Origin of the sequence: Sorangium sp. So ce185 (assembly GCF_051526825.1) — a bacterium.
GTDB lineage: Bacteria > Myxococcota_A > Polyangia > Polyangiales > Polyangiaceae > Sorangium > Sorangium cellulosum_D.
In genome coordinates, this window is record NZ_CP150316.1 from 9,512,287 (window position 1) to 9,530,709 (window position 18,423).

Sequence of the window (18,423 nt, forward strand, 5' to 3'; positions counted from 1 at the left end):
CGCAGCCGACCCCGCGCGAAATTACCAAATCGACCCCTTCGCGCCCCTCCAAAATCGGCCCCTCGGGCGCTCTCTCGAAACGGCCTAACTGCGCGTCATCAGAGCGGGTTCCCCGCCTGACTAGATCCCGGTAACTCGCGACGAGTTACCGGATCGTCAGAATTACCATTTCGGGCCGCCTCACGCGCGCTCGTTCAGGCTCTGTCCCGAACCCGAAACGCCACAACAACGGAGGTTCGGATGTGGCAGGAGTAGCTACCCTCGCGCGGTCGGCGGCTCCAGGCGCGCGGTCGGCGGGCCGCGCTGGCGGGCGACGCTGCTGCACGGGCGGCATCGTGTGCAGCCCCAAGCGTTCGGCAGTCAGCGCGCCGTGACCGCGACCTTCCCGACGGCGCGCTCCGACGAGCCGCCCGCGCGCGAATGAGAACCGTCAGGGAGATGGAGGGGGCTGGGGCCCATCCTGATCAACTTGTTTGAGGGGCGCACAAGGAAGCCCCCTCACTGAACTTGGTGAAGTTCGTCCGAGGGGGCTCCCCTCCGGGTTTCAGGACCGGCGGTAGACCATGCTGGACGACCCCCATCTTGGGCGCGGGTTCTTCAGGGTGCTGGTGGAGGTGGACGAGGCGGTGACGCGCCGGGTCGCGGCCGAGGGCTGCCCCGTGTGCGACGGGCCGCTGCACCGGTGCGACCGCAAGCCGCGTGGGGCCCTCGTCGCGCCAGCGGGCGAGGCGTTCGCCCGTCGGTTCAGCTTGTGCTGCCGGCGCGAGGGCTGTCGGAAGCGCGCGATGCCGCCGTCGGTGCGCTTCCTCGGGCGGCGAAGCTGACGATCGCCCGCAAGATCGCCGCAATCGCTCTTTCGATGTGGAAGAGCAAGGAGAAGTACGACCTGACGAAGCATCGCAAGCAAGGCTAAAGACTCGTCTCACGTGTGGATTTATCAATCCCCAGCAGCGGTGTAATCGCCGGCGCAGCAGCTGGAGACGAGCAAGGTTCGAGGGTGAGTATCCATGCTTGTCCTGGCCCAGGCGCAGTCGACCTGAGGTCCCTCGGATAGGCTATGCCCCCTCGGAGTACCGAAAGAAGCCATGGTCAGAAGAGGCCCAGATAGAAGGATGGTTCCCGCTCCGTGCGCGAGAACAACAGGGCTTCGATCTCGTCGAGGATGCCAGCGAAAACACCCCAGAAAGGGAGCTACCGTCATCCTCCGTATTGGCCAGCGGTTCCAACGCCAATCGCGGACGCGTGACCGACCGGGAAGCGCTCAAGGCTCGCCGCGCTTGCCAGCTGAACGCGGGCAAGCCCCGTCGCAAAAGCCAGCCGAACCCGGACAAGCCACGCCGCACGTGCCGACTGGGAGCGGACGCCTCCGTTGAAGAGGACGGTCGGCGATCGGGAGGGATCTGGCTTGACACTACGTTCCATAGAAGGACAAGCAAACGCGTTCCGCAAAGCAAGATTCTCGGAGCGCATGGGAAAGTCGGTCGGCTCGGTCAGGCTCACGAGGTGACGATACTCCCGCCGTCAGGCGCTAGAGCCGTCCGGCCGAAGTCCTCGAGTTTAGCGCGGTTTGAACAATCGCGCGGCAGCGGAATAGGTGGACTTCGTAGCGGAATCGGGTCATGTGTGCGCTCACATCGCAGCCGCCGCACAGCAGCGAGTCGTTCGGATTTTTCCGCTCCGGTAGCAGGTTGGCCTGAGGGCCGTCGTCAAGAAAGCGCGCTCGGAGCTCCGAGGTATCCCATGAGGCAACTAGCTCCTTCTGTTCTCATTCTAGTTCTTGCTTGCTCGAGCGAGTCCGCTCCCGGCGACGGCTACAGCCCAGGGGCGAGCGGTTCGAGCTCGGGTGCCGCGGGCTTGGGCGGAACCGATACCAGCTCTGGCGGCGGCGCTGACCCCGCCGGAGCGGGCGGCACGGGCGAGGCCGCTGGCAACAGCTCGGGTGGTACCACTGCGGGGTCCGCAGGCACCGGCACGAGCTCCGGAGGCAGCGACTCGGGCGCGGGCGGTAGCGGCGGCCAGGTCAATCGGCCCGAAGTGGTGCTGGCGGGTGACAATGTGAACGCTAACGGACCGCTCGAGACGACGGTTCAGGACCTCTCGTTCAGCGGCGGTGGCCACATTCTCGTCAGGCCGACGACGCTCACCACCGAGCCCAACAAGAAGCACCCGGTGGCCATTTGGGGTCCGGGCGGAGGTACCCCTCCTCGCGACTACCTACAGCTGCTGACGCGCATGGCCTCGCACGGCTTCGTCCTCGTCGGTATTCGAGAGTCGACGGGCGACGCCGTGCTCATGTCGGCGGCGATCGATTGGCTGGAGGCTCAGGACGCCGATCAGAACAGCCCCATGTACGGCCGCTTGATCCTCGACCGCGTTGGTGTGTTCGGGCACTCGATGGGCGGGCTGTCGTCGGAAGCGGCTGCTCAAACCGATAAGCGCGTCTCCACCGCGTTGCTCAACAACAGCGGCTCCTTCGAGCACAACGCCCTCGTCAATCTCAAGATCCCTGTCGGCATCATCTACGGTGAAACGGGTCAAGAGGCGCCCAACGCCGAGGGTGACTTCAACAACGCCGGCAACAAGGGGCCAGTCTGGCTCGGCAAGATGAAGGGCGGTGGTCACGGCTCGGGGCCTTGGGACGGCGCCGGAGCGAACGTTGCTTGGATGCGTTGGCACCTCGGCGGGGAGAACTCCCGCAAGGACGCGTTCCTCAAAGACGGTGGCGACTACAACAACACGGGCGTGTGGCAGACTCAGTCCAAGAATTGGAACGAGTGGAAGAACTGGAACGAGTGACAGGCGGTACACCGAGCAGACGTTCGTGCTCGGCAGCATCACGTTTCAGGACGGGCTCGTCACATGAGCCCGGCTGGCTGCGTCTGGCGCGCCCTGTTCTTCGAGGATGTCGCAACCTAGCAGGCGATCGAGCGGCACGTAGGTGTCCGGCTTGCCCGCTTCGCCGGCGACTCGCACGCCGACCGTGCTGGGCATGTAGTGGCCTTGTCGCTCGCGACGCCATAGCTTGCGCGCCGGCTTGTAGCTGGAGCTCACCTCCGCGCGCGCGAGCACGCCGTTCCAGTAGACTCGCCGCCGCCGCTCCTCTGGAATGACGCTGCGCGGGAACGCGCTCAGCAGGCTCTCGTCGACGTGCGCCGCTTGAAAGCCATGGGCTCGGCGCCGCGGCCTGGCGTGAGATTCCTGGAGCTCGGCGCGACCGTCCACCTTGCTGACATCAGGCTCACGTGCGCTGTCGCGTGGGCCCGGGCGCGTCGCCGCTAACGCGCTATCGGTACCGGTTCACAGAGCCTCCCCGTCGACCCTACTCAGGGAAGCGCAGCGTCTCGACAGCGATGCCGTCCTCCCCCGTGATCTCCTCGCCAGACCAATCCCAGCTCGTTCCGCCTGGGCCCGGCAGCCCGATCTCGAAGGTGACCCCCTCCAGCGTGAGCTGGTCCTCGTCGAGGTAGGCGATGGCGATCGAGTCGCCGCCGCGCCCGGGACCGCCGTAGCCGCCGTCGCCTCCGAGGCCGCCGCTGCCACCCTGGCAGGACCACATGCCGTCCCCGAAGGCGCCTCCTGGTGCGCCACGCCCGCCAGGGCCGCCTTCCTCCGGCTCCCCGCCGTCGCCGCCTTTGCCCCCGTCGCGGGCGGTGATGATGCTATCGCGCACCGTCACCTTCGCGTGGAGCGCCACCATCGCGATGCTCGGCTGCCCGTTCTCGCCGCCTCTGCCGCCCCGCCCCCCGCAGCCGCCCGCGCCTCCGGAGCCGCCACCGGCGCCGCCCTTGGTGGCCACGCCGCACGCCGCGAGCCCACCGCGACGCCCGCCGCCCCCGCCGCCGCCTTGGCCCGGCATCCCCCGCGCGCCGTCGCCGGCCCTGTCGGGGTGCCATCCGGTCTCATCGATCCGCCCGCGGCCCTTGCCCGGTGCGCCGGCGGCACCCCACATACCGCTTTTCCCGGCGACGCCGCTGCTACAACCACCGTCTGCCCGGTTCCCGCGTCCTCCTTCCCCATCGTGGTTGGGGTTCGGCTGAGGTACGGGCTCGCCGTCTTCCCCATCTCCAGCGCCGTCCGCGAGCCCGTCGCCTCCTTTGCCACCGACGCTCGGGACCCCTCCCTCGCAAGAGTTCACCGCCGGAGCCCCCCCCGGGACCGTCGCTGCGGAGCACGCGTCTCCCCCATACTGCCCGTCCGGCCCCGACGCTGCCCCACCCGGCCATTTCTCCCCATGGTGGCCCCTCAATCCCTGCTTGGCTTGGATCCAGCTTCCGATGATCTCTACCGCGGTCCCCGACTGAACGATCATTCCCATATGCCTTGGGCTGCGGACGTACACGTGATCGATGATCGAGACGCCATCCGCAGCCCCCGTGTCGCCTGCCCGCGCCGGCTCGATGGTCAGCGGGATGTGCCCAACCGGTGCAGTGAGCTTGGCCATGTTGTACACCGGATCTCCAAGCTCCCGATGCCGTTCCCATTCCAAGAAGTCGAAGCCTCCATAGATATCCACCCCGGAGGGCAGCAGGATGGACTCCACGAAAGCATTGCCAGTGAGGAACACGCGACCGCGCCCGGTACGCGCGAGCTCGATGGCGCGCGGCAGGGAAGTAACCGGCCTGTCTTTCGTGCCGGGGTTCGCGTCGTCACCGCCGAGAACCGGATCGTTGACGAACACGCCGCAGCCGTCCATCGCCCGCCCCGCCGCGAGATGCTCCAGGCAGACCGACTCGGGAATCGGATCACCTGCACACGTCGATGGACCGCCGCACGGCGGCGCTCCGTCTGGGTCGTTCACCCCCGGCGCCGTGCCGCAACCGACCGCGGCGAGCGGCACAAGAGAGACCAAGAGAATCGCGGAATTCAGGTGCATCGGCATCCCTCGCTGGCAGCGTCTCGCGAAGCGCGCGTCAATGGGGCGGCTCGCTTGCCGCACCGAAACGATAGAGCTCCCCCCACGGGCCTTCCGCCCCAGCGCCCGCATCGTCCGCCGGGCCGGCGTTCCCCGCGAGGCCACCATCACCGGCGGGACCGGCAACAATGTTGGTCCCGGGTCGAATGGCGAAGTTGGGCACCACGTAGGCGATGCCGACGGATGCGCCGCCGAGCCCGCCGCCGGCATCGCCTCCGCGACCGCCACTGCCTCCCCAACCGCCAGGGCACCCCGTCCACATTTCAGCGTCAGAAGTCCCGCCCCCATGACCACCGGTCCAACCGACTCCCCCCGGTTGGCCCGTCCCGCCCACGCCGCCCTGGCCGCCCTTGCCCGTGAACACGTCGCTGGCTGCGACCGTGAGTTCCGTGCCGTCCAGCGCAACGATCCCGATGCTCGCACCGCCATAGCCGCCGCCATGGCCACCCTGACCGCCACAGCCGCCGCTTCCTCCCGAGCCGCCGGCGGCACCCCCCTGGGGGCCGCCTGCCCGACAGTCGACCATGGGCCCGCGCGACTTGCTGCCGCCACCGCCGCCGCCCCCCTGGCCGGTGCGGCCTCGCTTCCCGTCCTCACCACGGACACCGATCCATCCATCGCCGCTGAGGATGCCTGGGCCAAAGGCACCACGCGCGCGACCGGCGTCGGCGCCGTCTGCGCCATTGCCGCCTTTGCTGCATCGCCCGAGAGCCGCGCCAAGCCCGGCGTGGCCGTCGTACTCGGAATCCTCCGCAGGCAACGGCTGTCCCGGTGCGCCATCGCCGCCGACGTCGAGTCCGCCGTCACCGCCATAGCCGCCCGTCGACTCGATGCCGTCGTCGCACACGGTGACCACCGGAAGGGCGCCCGTCGGGGAGTCCGCGGTGCAGGCATCCGCGCCGTCGTTCCCCACCACGCCATCCGTCGCTCGATAGCTCGGCGCGTCCTCGCCCGGCTCCCCGTCCTTGCCGTTGCCCGCGACGATCACGCTGTCCTGCACGATCGCCCTGGCCCCCGTGCTCAGAACCATCGCGATCGACGACTTGCGATCGGGCGCCGAGGCGTCCGCCGCCACGACGCGCACGCCGGCGATTACCGACGTCGTGTCGTCCCGCGCGAGCACCGTACCCTCCTCCCCGAGGACCCGCAGCGGGATCCCTCCCGGCGGAGCGATGATCGTCGGGTGCTCCGGCCCGCCGAACGACCCTTCATATGACCAATCCCCGCCGTCACACAGCCGCCCGCCCCAGAGGTCGACCCCCGAGGGCAGCGAGATCGTCTCCGCGAACTCCCCGCCGCACGCGTACACGCGCCGGGTCGCTGCCTCGCCGTAGCTTCGCCCATGCGCGGCGAGCCCGATCGCGTGTTGCAACGTCCTCACCGGCGCGCCCTTCGTTCCGGGGCTGTTGTCGTCGCCCTGCTCGCTGACGAACACCCCGCACTCATCCAGCGCCGGCGCCGTGCCGGGCTCTCCCTCGCACGGACCGGGCGGAGGCACCGGATCGGGTTCGCACGCCTCCACCTCCCAGCAAGGGTCGGAGTACGGGCACGCTGTCAGCGTGCTCACGCCGCACATGAAGATCGCGACGGCGACGACCGACGTCGCCACGCGCCGGCCTTCCTTGGAATGCATCTGCTCGGCCCCCGATGTCCTCACCACAGCCCCTCGATCATCACGCCGATCTCTCGCTCGGTCGCCACGGGCGAGGCGTGGATCCGATCCTCAGCCGGCGTGAGCCCCAGGAAGGAGAAGTCCGTGAAGAACGACGCGGCGGTCGCTGCCCCGATCACACCGCCGGCGATGAGCATGGCCGTGCCCACGCCCGCGGACAGGTTGCGCTCGTCTCGGAGGCGGAGCAGGTCAGCGCACGCCGGGCGGTCCGCTGCTTGCCAGCACCTGGACCCGCTCGCCGTCGCACCGCCGTTGAGCCCGTCGCGCCGTTCGCTCAGATCGCCGTCAAGACTGGTGGCCCGGATCATGAGCAGGCTGCCCGCGGACAGGGTGGCCGTCGTGACCGCGATCCCGGCGATTCGCAGCGTCGTCGGCCACGACGCCGGCTGCCTGGGAGCCTGCGGGCGCAAAGCGGGCGATGCGCTCGCGGTTGTCGGTACCGCGGGCGCGCCCTCCTTGGCGCTGCTCACGACCGTGCGCGGCAACTGTATCGTCATGGTCGGCTCCGTCGCCGCCTGCGCGTCCAGCGTCTGGGATCCTTCCTCACGGCCTGGTGCTCGGGCCCGCACCATGTGCTTGCCAGGCTCGAAGAACAGTGTGTAGGTCCGCCTGGGTCTGCCGAGGGGCTTGCCGTCGATGAGCACCTCGGCATCCGGCGGATCCACCGACAGATAGAGCGTCGCGACGAACTGAACGGCCTTGGCCAGTCCGTCCGCGAATCTTTTTTGCTGTTCAGGAGAGAGGGCCTTGCGCCGCTCAAGGCTCCAAGCCAGGTGCTCCGCTGCGTCACGAAACTTGCGTAACTTGAGCTCGCAGAGGCCCAGCTCTCCGGCGACCTCAGCGGATTCTCTCTCTGTAACAGATGTCGAGTTGATCGCCTCGAAAGCCGCCTTGTAGGCGGCGTGTGCCTCGGTCCACTTCCCCGATGCCCGAGCTCGTCGGGCGCGGCGAAGATGGTCCTTTACGATCGAGCCGTCACTTCGTGCGGGGACCGTATTGCGGTCCTCCGCACGAACCGGATGCGTAGTGCCGATCGCGACGCCAAGCACCAGGCATATCCAGAGCGATTGCGCAACGAAACGCATGTAGAGACAGTACTTACGCCAGCCGTGGCGCGTCAATGGCGCTGAAACTGGCATGACCTGGCCGATCGGATGAGAAAAACCCCGCCCGAACAGGGAATGCGGCCGTGGCTGCTCGTGCAGTCGCGCACCTCGCGAACCCACATGTCATACTTTCTCCGACCGACCCTGGAGCCGCCCTGCATTTTCTTGAAGCCCTGCAGACAGCTCAGGTGTTCTACCGGGTATGGGCGAGCCAGGCAGCACCCCTACCGGCTTCGAGTTCTTCCGGCGCCTCGCGCGGCGTTTCGGGGTCCCTGCGCGACACGCGGAGGACCTCGCGCAGGACGCCTTGCTGCGGGGGCTCGAAGCGGATCTGCGGGGCGAGCTCGGGGAGGCCCGAGCGTCGTACGGTGCCACCATCGTCCTGAACCAGGCGCGGAACCACGTCCGGAACGAACGCCGTCGGGGGGAAGTCCTGACCTCGTTCGACGACCACGACTTTCGGGCGGAGTGCCCGACTCCTGAAGAGATGCTCCGCAGGCAGCAGCGGGAGGAGCTCATCCGCTACCTGATCAACCAGGTCGACCCCAAGTACCGCGACGTCTTGATCAAGCACGGGATCGAAGAGGTGCCGCTCGTCGAGATCGCCTCCGAGCTGGGGCTCAACCCGAAGACGGTGAGGACACAATACCGCCGAGCGCTCGAGGACCTCGCCGCGGCCGTAGAGCGCTGGAAGGCGCGGCAACGCTCGCGCGGATGGGACGACGCTCCATGCGTCCCGTTCGCCTTCGATCTGCGTGACCGCGAGGGGTGGCTGACCAAGCTCGGCCGCCTGGGCATCAAGATCCTGGTGCAGGGGGCGGTCGTCGTGCTGACCGGCGCCGTCATCGCGACGTTGCCGGACTCGTTCACCCCGGAGTCGTGGTTGCGGGCGGCGGTGGTGCGCGCTCCTGCGCCCGTACCGGCCGTGGAGGAGATCGCGCAGCCACCGCCCCAACTCCCGATGCGCGCGGCGGCCGCGACGGCCGCGAAGGATACCGCGCAGCCGGCGCAGGACCGAGACGCACGGGTACCGGTCCCGTCCGGCGCGCCGGTTCGTCGTACCTCGCTCCCCGTCCGCGCCGTGGTCCCAGCCGTCACCGAGCGCGAGCAGGGCCTCATCGACGAGGCCCGAAGGGCCATCGAGGTCCATAGCGCAGTCGCAGATGCCGAGGCGCGACGAGTGCTCGAGACGCATGCACGGGAGTTCCCGCAAGGTCAGCTCGCTGCGGAGCGTGAAGCGCTCCTGATACAAATTCGCTGAATCGTCGGCTGTCCATCGACAGCCAAGCAAGCGGTGAGGACGGCGCTGTCCTCGGTCGGCAGAAGGCCGAGATCCGCCTTGCGCCGGACAGGAATGCTCACGTCGAGGAGGAGAAGCTCATGGAGGACACGCTAGCTGCGATGTGGCTCGTCTCGCCGCTCGGGCTCGCGATGATATCCTGCGTCGCGATCGGTTTCGCGATCACGGCGCGCGAAGCGCTGGGACGCGAACGCGGGTTTCGCGAGGCGCGCGAGCACGCGCATGATGACGAGACGTCGGCCCTCACCGATGCGAAGGAGCAGGCAGCGGAGGAGCGGGACCGATACCGGCGCCTTCTGGATTGTCATGTCGACGCCGCGCTCGCAGAGCTGACAGACGCTCGCGCGCGCCCGGTTCCCTGGCCAGGCAGGGTCCTCGAATCGTTCTGCGCGACGATTCCTTCGTGGAAGCGAAAACTGGCCGAGAGCACGGGGCTGGAGCCGAGGGAGGTGGAGCGGCTGCTGCGAAGCGACCTGTCGATAACGCCCGGCCTCGCGCGGCAGCTGGAAGCCTTCACGGGCGCGCCGGCGCGGTACTGGGAGCGCCTGTGGTGGTTGCACGACGACTACCGGGCGGACGCAGAAGAGACCGTGGTGATCCAGCTCGGCGAGCCCATCGCCAAGCGCGAGAGCTCGACGCGTCCCGCGTCGCCACCGGCGCCGAGCCCGATGCCGCCGACTCCGCCCACGATACCTCCGCGCGCGCTCGACGTTCCTCCGCCCGTGGTCGCGTCTCCCGAGCTTGCGGCCAGGAGCCCGCGGGCGAAGCTCCCGCCGCCTCCACAGCCGCGGCTGCGGTCGCCGCTGCCTGCTCGCGCCGAGGCGGGCGCCGAGCTCGCCCGTCGCGCTGCCACGCTGACGAGCTTCCCGCTACGGCGCGACGAAGGTGGGTCCAGTCCTGTACGCGGATCGGATTGGGAGGACGTTGAGCCCTCTTCGCTGAACACGACACTTCCAGGAGTGGGGAGCCATGGGTGAGCGCGGCCGCCCCTCGCGTTCAGCGGAAATGCGTGTGCGATCGGGGACACGCGTTTCATTCGATGCTATCGTGCGAAACAGTTCCATCATAAAGGACAACCTGCGTCGACTCAAGGTTCCAGAGTGCGACCGTTCGGACGTAATGCAGGATATTCTTCTCTCCGCTTGGCGAACCGTCGAGGCAGGCGGGTTCCATGCGAGCGAGCGCCTTCCGGTAAACACGGCGGTGAGGCGCTGGCTGTTCGTAGTCACATGGCACCACACAACGCACTACAGGGAACACCAGCACCAGTGGGAAAAAGGCCGCGCCTCGTACACGCATCCGGCGATCGATGGCTACATGCCGCCGCCATCCGAACAGGTGGAGGCGCGGCTCAGCCTCCGCGGCTTGGAACGGCTCGATCCGTTGCTGCGGGACGCCGTGGCGGATTCTGCGTTGGGGTACACTGCTGAGGAGATAGCGGCCGAGCATGGCCAGAATCCCAACACGATTCAGAACCGCTTGGTGCGTGGAAGAAAGCAACTGCGAAGAGCGGTTCGCTTGAAGGATGCTCCGACGCTGTTCGCCCTCAGGAGCATGCTGGCGAGGATGGCACCGCTCGGGCCGCTGAGCAGCTGCAGCTGACGCCTCCGTTTGGTAGCGGACCCTCTGCGGGGAGGACCGCAGACCGGTGCCGCACAGGTGAGCTGGCGGACCATCATCATAGGATGATAGATTGCCCCGGGGGGTGGAGCCATGTGTCGTGCGCCGAATGAAGACGAGCGCGCCGCCGCGCACGCGCGCCTGTTTTGCCCGACGCTGGTTCGTGCCGTGCTCCGCTGGCTGGGGAGGCTGGGGGTACCGTTGTGCCATCGTGGCGACGTCGCAGGTCAATTCTGGCTCAACGCCTGGGAGAGCTGGCCCAGGTTCGATCCGAAGCGCGGCAGGCCGGAACGCTGGTTAAACGCGATCACCGTACACGTTGCCTCGCACTATCACGAGCGAGCGCAGCACCGCAGGGAGGAGTTGGTCGATTTGATCGAAGCGCTCGATCCAGGGCCGGCCCCTGCTGCGGCGATGGAGTGCGAAGACATCAGGACTAGCACCATCGACGCAGTAAACGCGCTCGAACCGGAGCTGCGATCTGTGCTCGTGGCACACGACCTAAACGGCGTCTCTATGGCCGAGATAGCCGAAGACGCAGGGCTACCTCTTTCTACGCTCTACAAGCGACGCGCAAAGGCTATCGATGCGCTACGTGGCGCCATTAGGCTTCGGGAAGCCAGGGAAATCTCCACGTACGCAGTGACGCTCTAATGAGCGTCGAAGGCCTGGTTGTGCAGTGCCGGCGCGACTTGGTCCTCCCCCGCTTCCGCAGACACCCCCGGAGGCACCAGGAGGCAGGGATGGGACGCAGAAAGCGGAGGGCGAGCACGCCCGAGCTCAAGGCGGAGGCGGTACGTCTGGCGAAGGCGAGCGACCGGAGCATCGGCCAGGTGGCGAAGGACCTCGATCTGCCCGAGACCGCGCTGCGCGACTGAACGAGACCGCGCTGCGCGACTGGATCAAGCGCGCGGACACCGACGCGGGCCACGGCCCGTTGAGGGCGCTGACGACGCCGGAGCGTGAGGAACTGCAGGGGCTGCGCCGCCACGTGAAGCGACTGGAGATGGAGCGCGAGATCCTAAAAAAAGCAGCGGCCTTCTTCGCGACGGAAAACGAGTGAGGTTCGAGTTCATCGACGCGGAGAAGGCGCACTACCCGGTGCAGGTGATGTGCGCGGCGCTGCTGGTCTCACGCAGCGGCTACTACGCGTGGGCCAAGCGCTCAGAGTCCGCGCGGGCCAAGGCCGACGCTCAACTCAGCGTGCAGATCGGGCCGTGCACCAGAAGAGCCGGGGCCGCTATGGCAGCTCGCGCGTCCATGCGGAGCTGCGTGCTCGCGGCATGCGTGTGGGCAAGAAACGGGTCGGGCCGCTGATGCGAGCTCAACGGCTTGCGGCCCGGAGGGAGCGGCGCTTCCGCCGCACCACCGATTCGCGGCACAACGGCCCGATCGCCCCCAATGTGATCGAGCGGCGATTCGACGCTCAAGCGCCCGACCAAGTCTGGGTGACGGACGTGACGTACATCCCACCGGCGAGGGCTGGCTGTACCTGGCCGTGATCCTGGACCTGTTCTTGCGCCGAGTGGTCGGCTGGGCCGCGAGCGCGACCAACGATCGCGTCCTGGCGCTCGCCGCGCTCGCCTTAGGCACGCGTCGTCCCGCGCCTGGGCTGGTGCACTACTCCGACCGCTGCAGTCCCTACGCCAGCGACGACTACCGCCTGGTGCTCGCCACCCATGGGCTCATCCCGAGCATGAGCCGCGCCGGCGACTGCTGGGACAACGCCGTGGCCGAGAGCTTCTTGGCGACGCAGAGAGCGGAGCTGGTCGAGCACGAGCGCTACCCGACGCGAGCGGCCGCCATCGCCTCGCTCGGAGATTACATCGACAAATTCTACAATCTGAAACGACGACACTCACGGCTCGCCTACATGAGCCCGATCGTGCTCAAATTGAAGATCTACGTGACCGCGCGCGCGGCATAGTGAGACTGTCCGCGGAAGCGGGGGAGGACCAGAGAGCGGCTCACACCCGAAGTGCGCGCAGTGCTCGCCGAGACTGCCTTGCTCCATTTCTGCCGAGATAGCGGCAGGTTCCGAGCGAATCCCACATGACGCTGGGACGGCCGATCCGCCGCAGCAGGCGGTTTCGCAAGATACAAAGCGCGAGCTGGAGCGGCAACAGCGCCTGCTGGGGCTGCCATGTGGATGCGACCCCCGCAGCGATGACCGGCAACCCCGCCCGCCGTGTTCCGTGGACAGGCCGCATCTTCGACTTGCTTCAACTACCGTCCGGGCTGACAATGGGTGCTGCCTTAGAGCACTGTGCTGTCTAAGGACCGATAAATCTCCAGTGAGGACTCGCGCTCGGCATCGATCATACGCTGTCCCCGTGGAGCTCGGCGAGCGCCGAGCGGTCGAGGCCGGCACGGCGGTCGGGCATCGGGTGGGCGGCGGCTCAAGGAGGCGGGACGTGGCGGTGGTAGGCAAGAGCTCACTGGTTGGGGTATGCTCGCCCTCCGGTTCGAACCATGACGCTCCGCTGGCTACACTTCACTGACCTGCACATCGGACAGAACGACGAAGGCCTGTGGCCCAGCGCGAAGCAGGCCCTCTTCGACGACCTGCGCCGCACCACGCAAGCGCTTGGCCCCTGGGACGTCGTCGTCTTCACAGGGGACCTCACCTTCAGCGGCCGGAGGGCTGAGTACACCAGGCTGCAAGCCGAGCTCAAGGACGTCTGGGCGCTCTTCGAAGAGATCCATCCTACCTCCGCGCCCGTGCTTCTCGCAGTCCCCGGCAACCACGACCTCGCGCGGCCGAAGCCCAGCGATGCGGTCGCAGCTCAGCTCCTAGCTAAGGATGACGCCGGCCGCCGTGCCCTCTGGAAGGGCGAGAAGCCGCATATCGACCCCGTCAAGAAGTGGTTCCGTGAGTACGCCGTCTGGTGGGATCGTAATCCTTACAAGCCCCGCGGCGTCACACCAGGACTGCTTCCAGGTGATTTCGCGTATACCCTGGACCGCGGGGGCATCCGGTTCGCATTCCTCGGCCTCAACTCCGCGTTCGCGCAGACGCTCCCCACCGTGGATGAAGGCCAGCTCTGGGTCCATCAGGACCAGGTCAAGACTGCCTGCGGCGGTGACCTCCTCGCGTGGGCGCGGGACCAGCATGACTTCTCCTTCCTGCTCACGCATCACCCTCCGAGCTGGCTCACTCCCGAGGCGCGCGCGCACTACAACGCGGCCATTGCACCGCCCGGCGTCTTCACGGCGCACTTCTGCGGCCACCTCCACGAGTCGCTCGCGAAGCAGACCCGCACTGGGCGCGGCGCGGTGCGGGAGATCTGGCAAGGTGCCTCTCTCTTTGGGCTGGAGAAAGCTGGCAAGGAGAAAATCGACCGGAAGCATGGCTACACCGCGGGTACGCTCGACGTGCAATCCGACGGCAGCGGCCGGACCACGCTCTACCCGCGTCTCGGTGTACGGCGGCAAGACGGGAGCTGGGCGGTGACCGCCGATGTAACCTACCAGCTCGAAGGTGACCTGCGGCCCACGCCGAGCACCCACGTGGAGCCGCGTCCCGCCCGGCCCAGACGATCCACCGCGGCTGTGCCTGCGGTGATGGGCGTGGCTCCGATCCGCATGCAGACCTGGCGGGAGGCGGTGGAAACGTCGCCGCTCTGGGGGAGCGCGGATGCGGCGGTCGAGCAAGCGCGCGAGCTGGCAGGGGCGATCGCCGAAGCCTGCTGGCGGTGCTGGCAGGTGGCGGGTGAAAAGGTCCCCGGCGATCCCTGGCGCGATCAGCAGTTCCCGATCCGGACACTGGCACGGCTCGCAGCGCTGGTGCCCCCAGGGCGGCTGAGTGCGGCGGAGACGTCATACGTACTCCTCGCGCCCATCGTGCGCGAGGCGATTTTCGCGGCGGGGGCGCAGTGGATGGCAGAGGAGCTAGCGAAAGGCGACACAGGGAGCCTGGCGCGGAAGATCCTCGACGAGATGGACCGGGCGCGCCCTGATCTGGTGCGGCGGCGGGAGAAGCTGACGGGCACGCCGCGGGCCGCGGTCGAGCACTGGCTCCGGACGCGGGCGCTGCGGCAGTGCCCGCAGCTGTGGGACGACCGGCCGAGGCTGGGTCCAGCGGGGGAGCTGGGGCGGAGCATTGAGCACAAAGCACGCGAATCCAACGCTGGGTGGATGCAGCTCGACGAGTTGATGGCGCTGGTACGACACGTGGGGGTGAACGCCGACGTATTCCAGGCAGAGGAGACGATCGATAAGAAGTCGGTGGTCACACTGGGCACGGTGAGCGTGCGGAGATCGGCAATCGCCCGGCTCCTCTGCGCGGCCGGGGCGTGGGCGCTGGAACTGCGGCGTGCGGACGATCTGATCGCGGACCACGCAGGGCGCGAGGGGTTCGATGTAACGATGGCGCGCGAAGCGATCCGGAACGCCGTGTGGGAGGTGGGAAAGGACGGGGCGCGACTAGTGGTGAGGTGCGCGGATCCGGTCGTGGACTTTGTGCTGCGCGATGATCTGGTGGCGCGTGCGGATCATGTCGTGCGGCGGCTAGCGCAAGATCGGGATCGGTTGCCGGAAATGGCGGGTGGGTTACTCGAAAAGCTGCCGGCGCAGATTCGGGCGGACATCGTCATCGAGAAGGGGTCGGACGGACGTGACAAATATGAAGTTCCGCACGTGCGTTTCCAGCTCGACCACAACCAGATCCGGGAGCTGCTCATGGGGGAGAATCTCTATGGTGGCCCCAGTGTAGCGATCCGTGAAATGTATCAGAATGCCCTCGATGCTTGCAGATATCGACAAGCACGAGTGGAATATCTGCGCAAGAGCGGACAGCAGCCCGATTCCAGCTACGTCGGGGAGATTATCTTCAGGCAGGATGAAGACGCAAAGGGACCGTACATCGAATGTGAAGATAATGGCGTTGGAATGACTGTTGGGATCCTGGCCAATGTTTTTGCCATAGCGGGAAAACGATTTCAAGACATGCCCGAGCATCTTGAGGAACGGGCACGCTGGGACACGTTGCCCGAGAAGATTGAACTATGGCCGAACAGTCGTTTCGGGATCGGAGTGCTCAGCTACTTCATGCTCGGCGATGAAATCGAGGTCTGGACCCGACGGTTTGAATCGGACGGCGAATGTCGTGGCATGCTGGGCGCCCGCATCTCGAGCGCGAGCGGGCTGTTTCGCATAGAGAAGCGGATAGACAAATTGCTGGGCAGTGGAGGAACTCGCATAAGAGTATATCTCAAGCGCGACGCCCATCGGCATCGCGAACGGGACCAGCGCGACGTTTCGTGTCGAAGTGTTCTGAGCGAGTTGCTTTGGATTTCTGAGTTCTCGACATCGGTCGAAGAGAAGGGTAAGGAGGAACTGCGCTGGAAGCCAGGAGTACTCTCACCGGGTGGGAAGGTTGCCTCAACATCGACGTACGCGCCTACCGACGATCCCGACGTGTGGTGGTCGGCGTGTGCTCACCCATTCGGAATAACTAATCATGAGCCAGACGTTCCCATTTTGGTTGATGGTATCGTTACCAAAACCAAAATGACAGGATACCTGATCAACCTCCGCAAGGGGCGATGCCGAGTGTTGAGCGTTGACAGGGACAATGTCTATGAGTGGGACATGGCATGGGCGGCGAATGCGCTTGAGAGAAGTCTTCCCAGTTTGCTTAATTGGGAAGGCCTGACGATGATGTTCCTATGGCATCTTGCTTCGAAGACCGAATGGCTAACACAGCGCCTGTTGGCTATTAAGATTTCAGATCTTCGAATTCCAGTGGCAACGCCACGAAATGAGAACTCGGAAGGTGTACAAGACTGCTTTGTAGACGTTGGCGACATTGGTCTCTGGTCGGACGACTCGGAAATATTGCATGCTGCCATGCGCACGGAGCCGCCGACGCTCGTCGATGCATGGCGCGTGAGTGTATGGCTTAGAAGTGGCGGCATTCATGCGCCGGGATGGCACGTACCGCAACATGTGCAGAAGCTTCCGGTTCAGCGAGTCGAGCCGATTGACAGGGCTGTCATTCGCGCTTGGAAGTGGAGTCGCTGGTCCGAGGCGCTGTCGAAGGCTCATCTCGTTTACTCTGCCAGGGCGGTGCTGGAGTCTGCGTTGATAGAGGGCAGGCCGATTGCGGAGATCGTTGAGCGAGTGCGGATGTACGAGTTCTTGGGCTTTGAAGTTGACCTGGACGGGACTGATCCAGATGACCTTGAGCAATTCCGGTTGCGCCTGCGAGATAATCCTTCTGCGCGTCTGCTCGGTATAATGCTGCGATGGGGAGATATCGGCCCGTCAGCGCTCGACTCACTCGCGCTCGCTCGAGATGCTTGCATGCCCATTGGGGATGTTGTCTACCTTCTTAAGACGCTGGGAGTTCGTCTTGATTCCCGGGATGAGCATTTGATTGCCGAGGTGAGCCTGAGCAATGCTGACCTTCGCACCCTTTCCGTCAGTTTCGATGGGAGTAGTCCTTGGCTGATTGGCGAAGTTTCTGTTCTGCGTCTTCTTCTCGCAGCTCGAAAGCGACGCACTTCTGTCTCTGAGTTGGTTCATTCGCTCAAGTCGTTCGATCGGTTTGGCATTTGCTTGCCATCGGTTGATCCTTTTAGGCTTGACCAGGCAGCCGACGATGCGTTGGGCTGCTTGGTAGGTGATTCGGATTCTGAAATTCTGGCTGCTAGCGCGCGAGTCCCAGTTGCTCTGGTTGGGCGTATCGCTGAGAGATTTCATGTGACCATGGCGGAGGCGCATCGCCGCCTCGGGGGCCTCGCCGAATTGGGAGTCGCGTTGCCGACAACCTCTGAAGCTCTAGACGCTTTTGAGAAGGACGAGTCGCGAGCTTGCGACATCGTTCGGCTATTAAGAAATGCCGACGTCAGTGCTGGGGACGTTGCAGAGGTGGGTTCCCTGGTTTATTCGTACAGTAAAGCTATTCGATTTATTGCTCTACTTGGCGCAAACATTCCAGCAAGCATCAGCAGGGCGTTCGAAGATGTCTCGCCCGGACGATGGTCAATGCGTGACATGGCGACTGTTATTCGCGCGTACGAAGCCTCGCCCGGCCCCGATCAACCCACCCGGCGCCGCCGCGGCCGCAACCTGGCTCGCTATCACCTCTGGCAGGCCCCCGACGAGGAACTGGACGCCCTTATTGACCAGCTGAAGCCCGTTATCGACTGCATCACCCGCGACCCCAAACCCTGATTTATGTGCTCCCTCCCAAGCGCGCCATCTTCATCCTCTCCTCGCTCTCGCCTCCAGTGCGGGGGCCAGGAATGGGCGCCGTCGAGCTCCGTCGGGTATACATTCTGGAGTGCCGAGCAGGTCGACGCGGGCACCGCACGGTAGTGAAGCGACGTCAAGTTCGCCGACGGGGCGAGACTCGCCGAGATGGGAAGCCTATGGTCGCCGTAGACGGATCCGGAAGCGGTCCGCCACGCCGTGGACGCGAGTGGGGCGAGGCGGGTTGCCGTAAGCGCCCGCCCGATACGGCTTGGTAACACCCGTCCGCCCCCGTCTAGTATTTGAGCTCGCTACAGGCCTACTGAAAACTGTTCGCAGCGACCTGGCAGGCCGTTCGTCGTGGCGGGCGATGATCTCGGGAGCGTGAACTCGGTGTCTAGGGCCTATGAGCCGGAGCTGGGCCAGGAGGGAGGTCGCGCGCCTTGACGGCCTGCTGGGGGATGGCACCTGCTCCTCGGCCCCTCGGCCATCAGGTGCGGATTTGCGAAGGCCACCTCTCCGCGGCAGTAGGCCTAACCCTACGTGCGCGCGCGCGTTCGCCCCTCCGGTATCGCCGGCAACCCGAGCAGCCGACCTATCGCCTCGTGGACGACAC

Annotated in this window: 11 protein-coding genes and 1 pseudogene; 8 read left to right on the plus strand and 4 right to left on the minus strand. The window is 66.1% G+C overall.

All coding sequences use genetic code 11. From position 1 onward, the window contains the following. The first annotated feature begins 751 nt into the window (after positions 1-751). Entirely contained in the window at positions 752-913 is a 162-nt protein-coding gene (locus WMF26_RS34835) for a hypothetical protein (RefSeq protein WP_437996244.1), read from the plus strand. Positions 914-1,854: 941 nt separating this feature from the next. Next, complete coding sequence (locus WMF26_RS34840; protein WP_148314137.1) at positions 1,855-2,796, plus strand: poly(ethylene terephthalate) hydrolase family protein; 942 nt, start codon at positions 1,855-1,857, stop codon at positions 2,794-2,796. A gap of 45 nt (positions 2,797-2,841) precedes the next feature. On the opposite strand, the gene WMF26_RS34845 is transcribed toward WMF26_RS34840, so the two are convergent. The 4 genes from WMF26_RS34845 to WMF26_RS34860 form a co-directional block, all read right to left on the minus strand. Continuing rightward, positions 2,842-3,222 (minus strand): hypothetical protein, encoded by a 381-nt coding sequence (locus WMF26_RS34845; protein WP_020738812.1) that lies wholly within the window; start codon positions 3,220-3,222, stop codon positions 2,842-2,844. A 97-nt stretch (positions 3,223-3,319) separates the two neighbouring features. Beyond that, complete coding sequence (locus tag WMF26_RS34850) at positions 3,320-3,949, minus strand: hypothetical protein (RefSeq protein WP_437518214.1); 630 nt, start codon at positions 3,947-3,949, stop codon at positions 3,320-3,322. Positions 3,950-4,910: 961 nt separating this feature from the next. Next, complete coding sequence (locus tag WMF26_RS34855) at positions 4,911-6,545, minus strand: hypothetical protein (protein ID WP_437996245.1); 1,635 nt, start codon at positions 6,543-6,545, stop codon at positions 4,911-4,913. A gap of 20 nt (positions 6,546-6,565) precedes the next feature. Next, positions 6,566-7,669: a hypothetical protein gene (locus WMF26_RS34860; RefSeq protein WP_437996246.1), complete on the minus strand. Its 1,104-nt coding sequence runs from the start codon at positions 7,667-7,669 to the stop codon at positions 6,566-6,568. Positions 7,670-7,892: 223 nt separating this feature from the next. On the opposite strand from WMF26_RS34860, the gene WMF26_RS34865 reads away from it, so the two are divergent. From WMF26_RS34865 to WMF26_RS34890, 6 genes and pseudogenes are all read left to right on the plus strand, one after another. Next, positions 7,893-8,951 (plus strand): RNA polymerase sigma factor, encoded by a 1,059-nt coding sequence (locus WMF26_RS34865; RefSeq protein ID WP_437996247.1) that lies wholly within the window; start codon positions 7,893-7,895, stop codon positions 8,949-8,951. 119 nt (positions 8,952-9,070) lie between these two features. Further along, positions 9,071-9,967, plus strand: coding sequence for a helix-turn-helix transcriptional regulator (locus tag WMF26_RS34870; protein WP_437996248.1), 897 nt, complete (start codon positions 9,071-9,073; stop codon positions 9,965-9,967). Positions 9,968-10,037: 70 nt separating this feature from the next. Further along, the gene (locus tag WMF26_RS34875) at positions 10,038-10,592 is read left to right on the plus strand and encodes an RNA polymerase sigma factor (protein WP_437996249.1); all 555 of its coding nucleotides are present in this window, start codon (positions 10,038-10,040) and stop codon (positions 10,590-10,592) included. Between the two features lie 111 nt (positions 10,593-10,703). After that, on the plus strand, positions 10,704-11,264 hold the full coding sequence (locus tag WMF26_RS34880) for an RNA polymerase sigma factor (RefSeq protein ID WP_437996250.1): 561 nt from the start codon (positions 10,704-10,706) through the stop codon (positions 11,262-11,264). An 89-nt stretch (positions 11,265-11,353) separates the two neighbouring features. After that, positions 11,354-12,537 (plus strand): annotated as a pseudogene (locus WMF26_RS34885) (IS3 family transposase). Between the two features lie 545 nt (positions 12,538-13,082). Next, positions 13,083-17,789, plus strand: a complete 4,707-nt coding sequence (locus WMF26_RS34890; RefSeq protein WP_437996251.1) for a metallophosphoesterase — start codon at positions 13,083-13,085, stop codon at positions 17,787-17,789. The last annotated feature ends 634 nt before the right edge of the window (positions 17,790-18,423 follow it).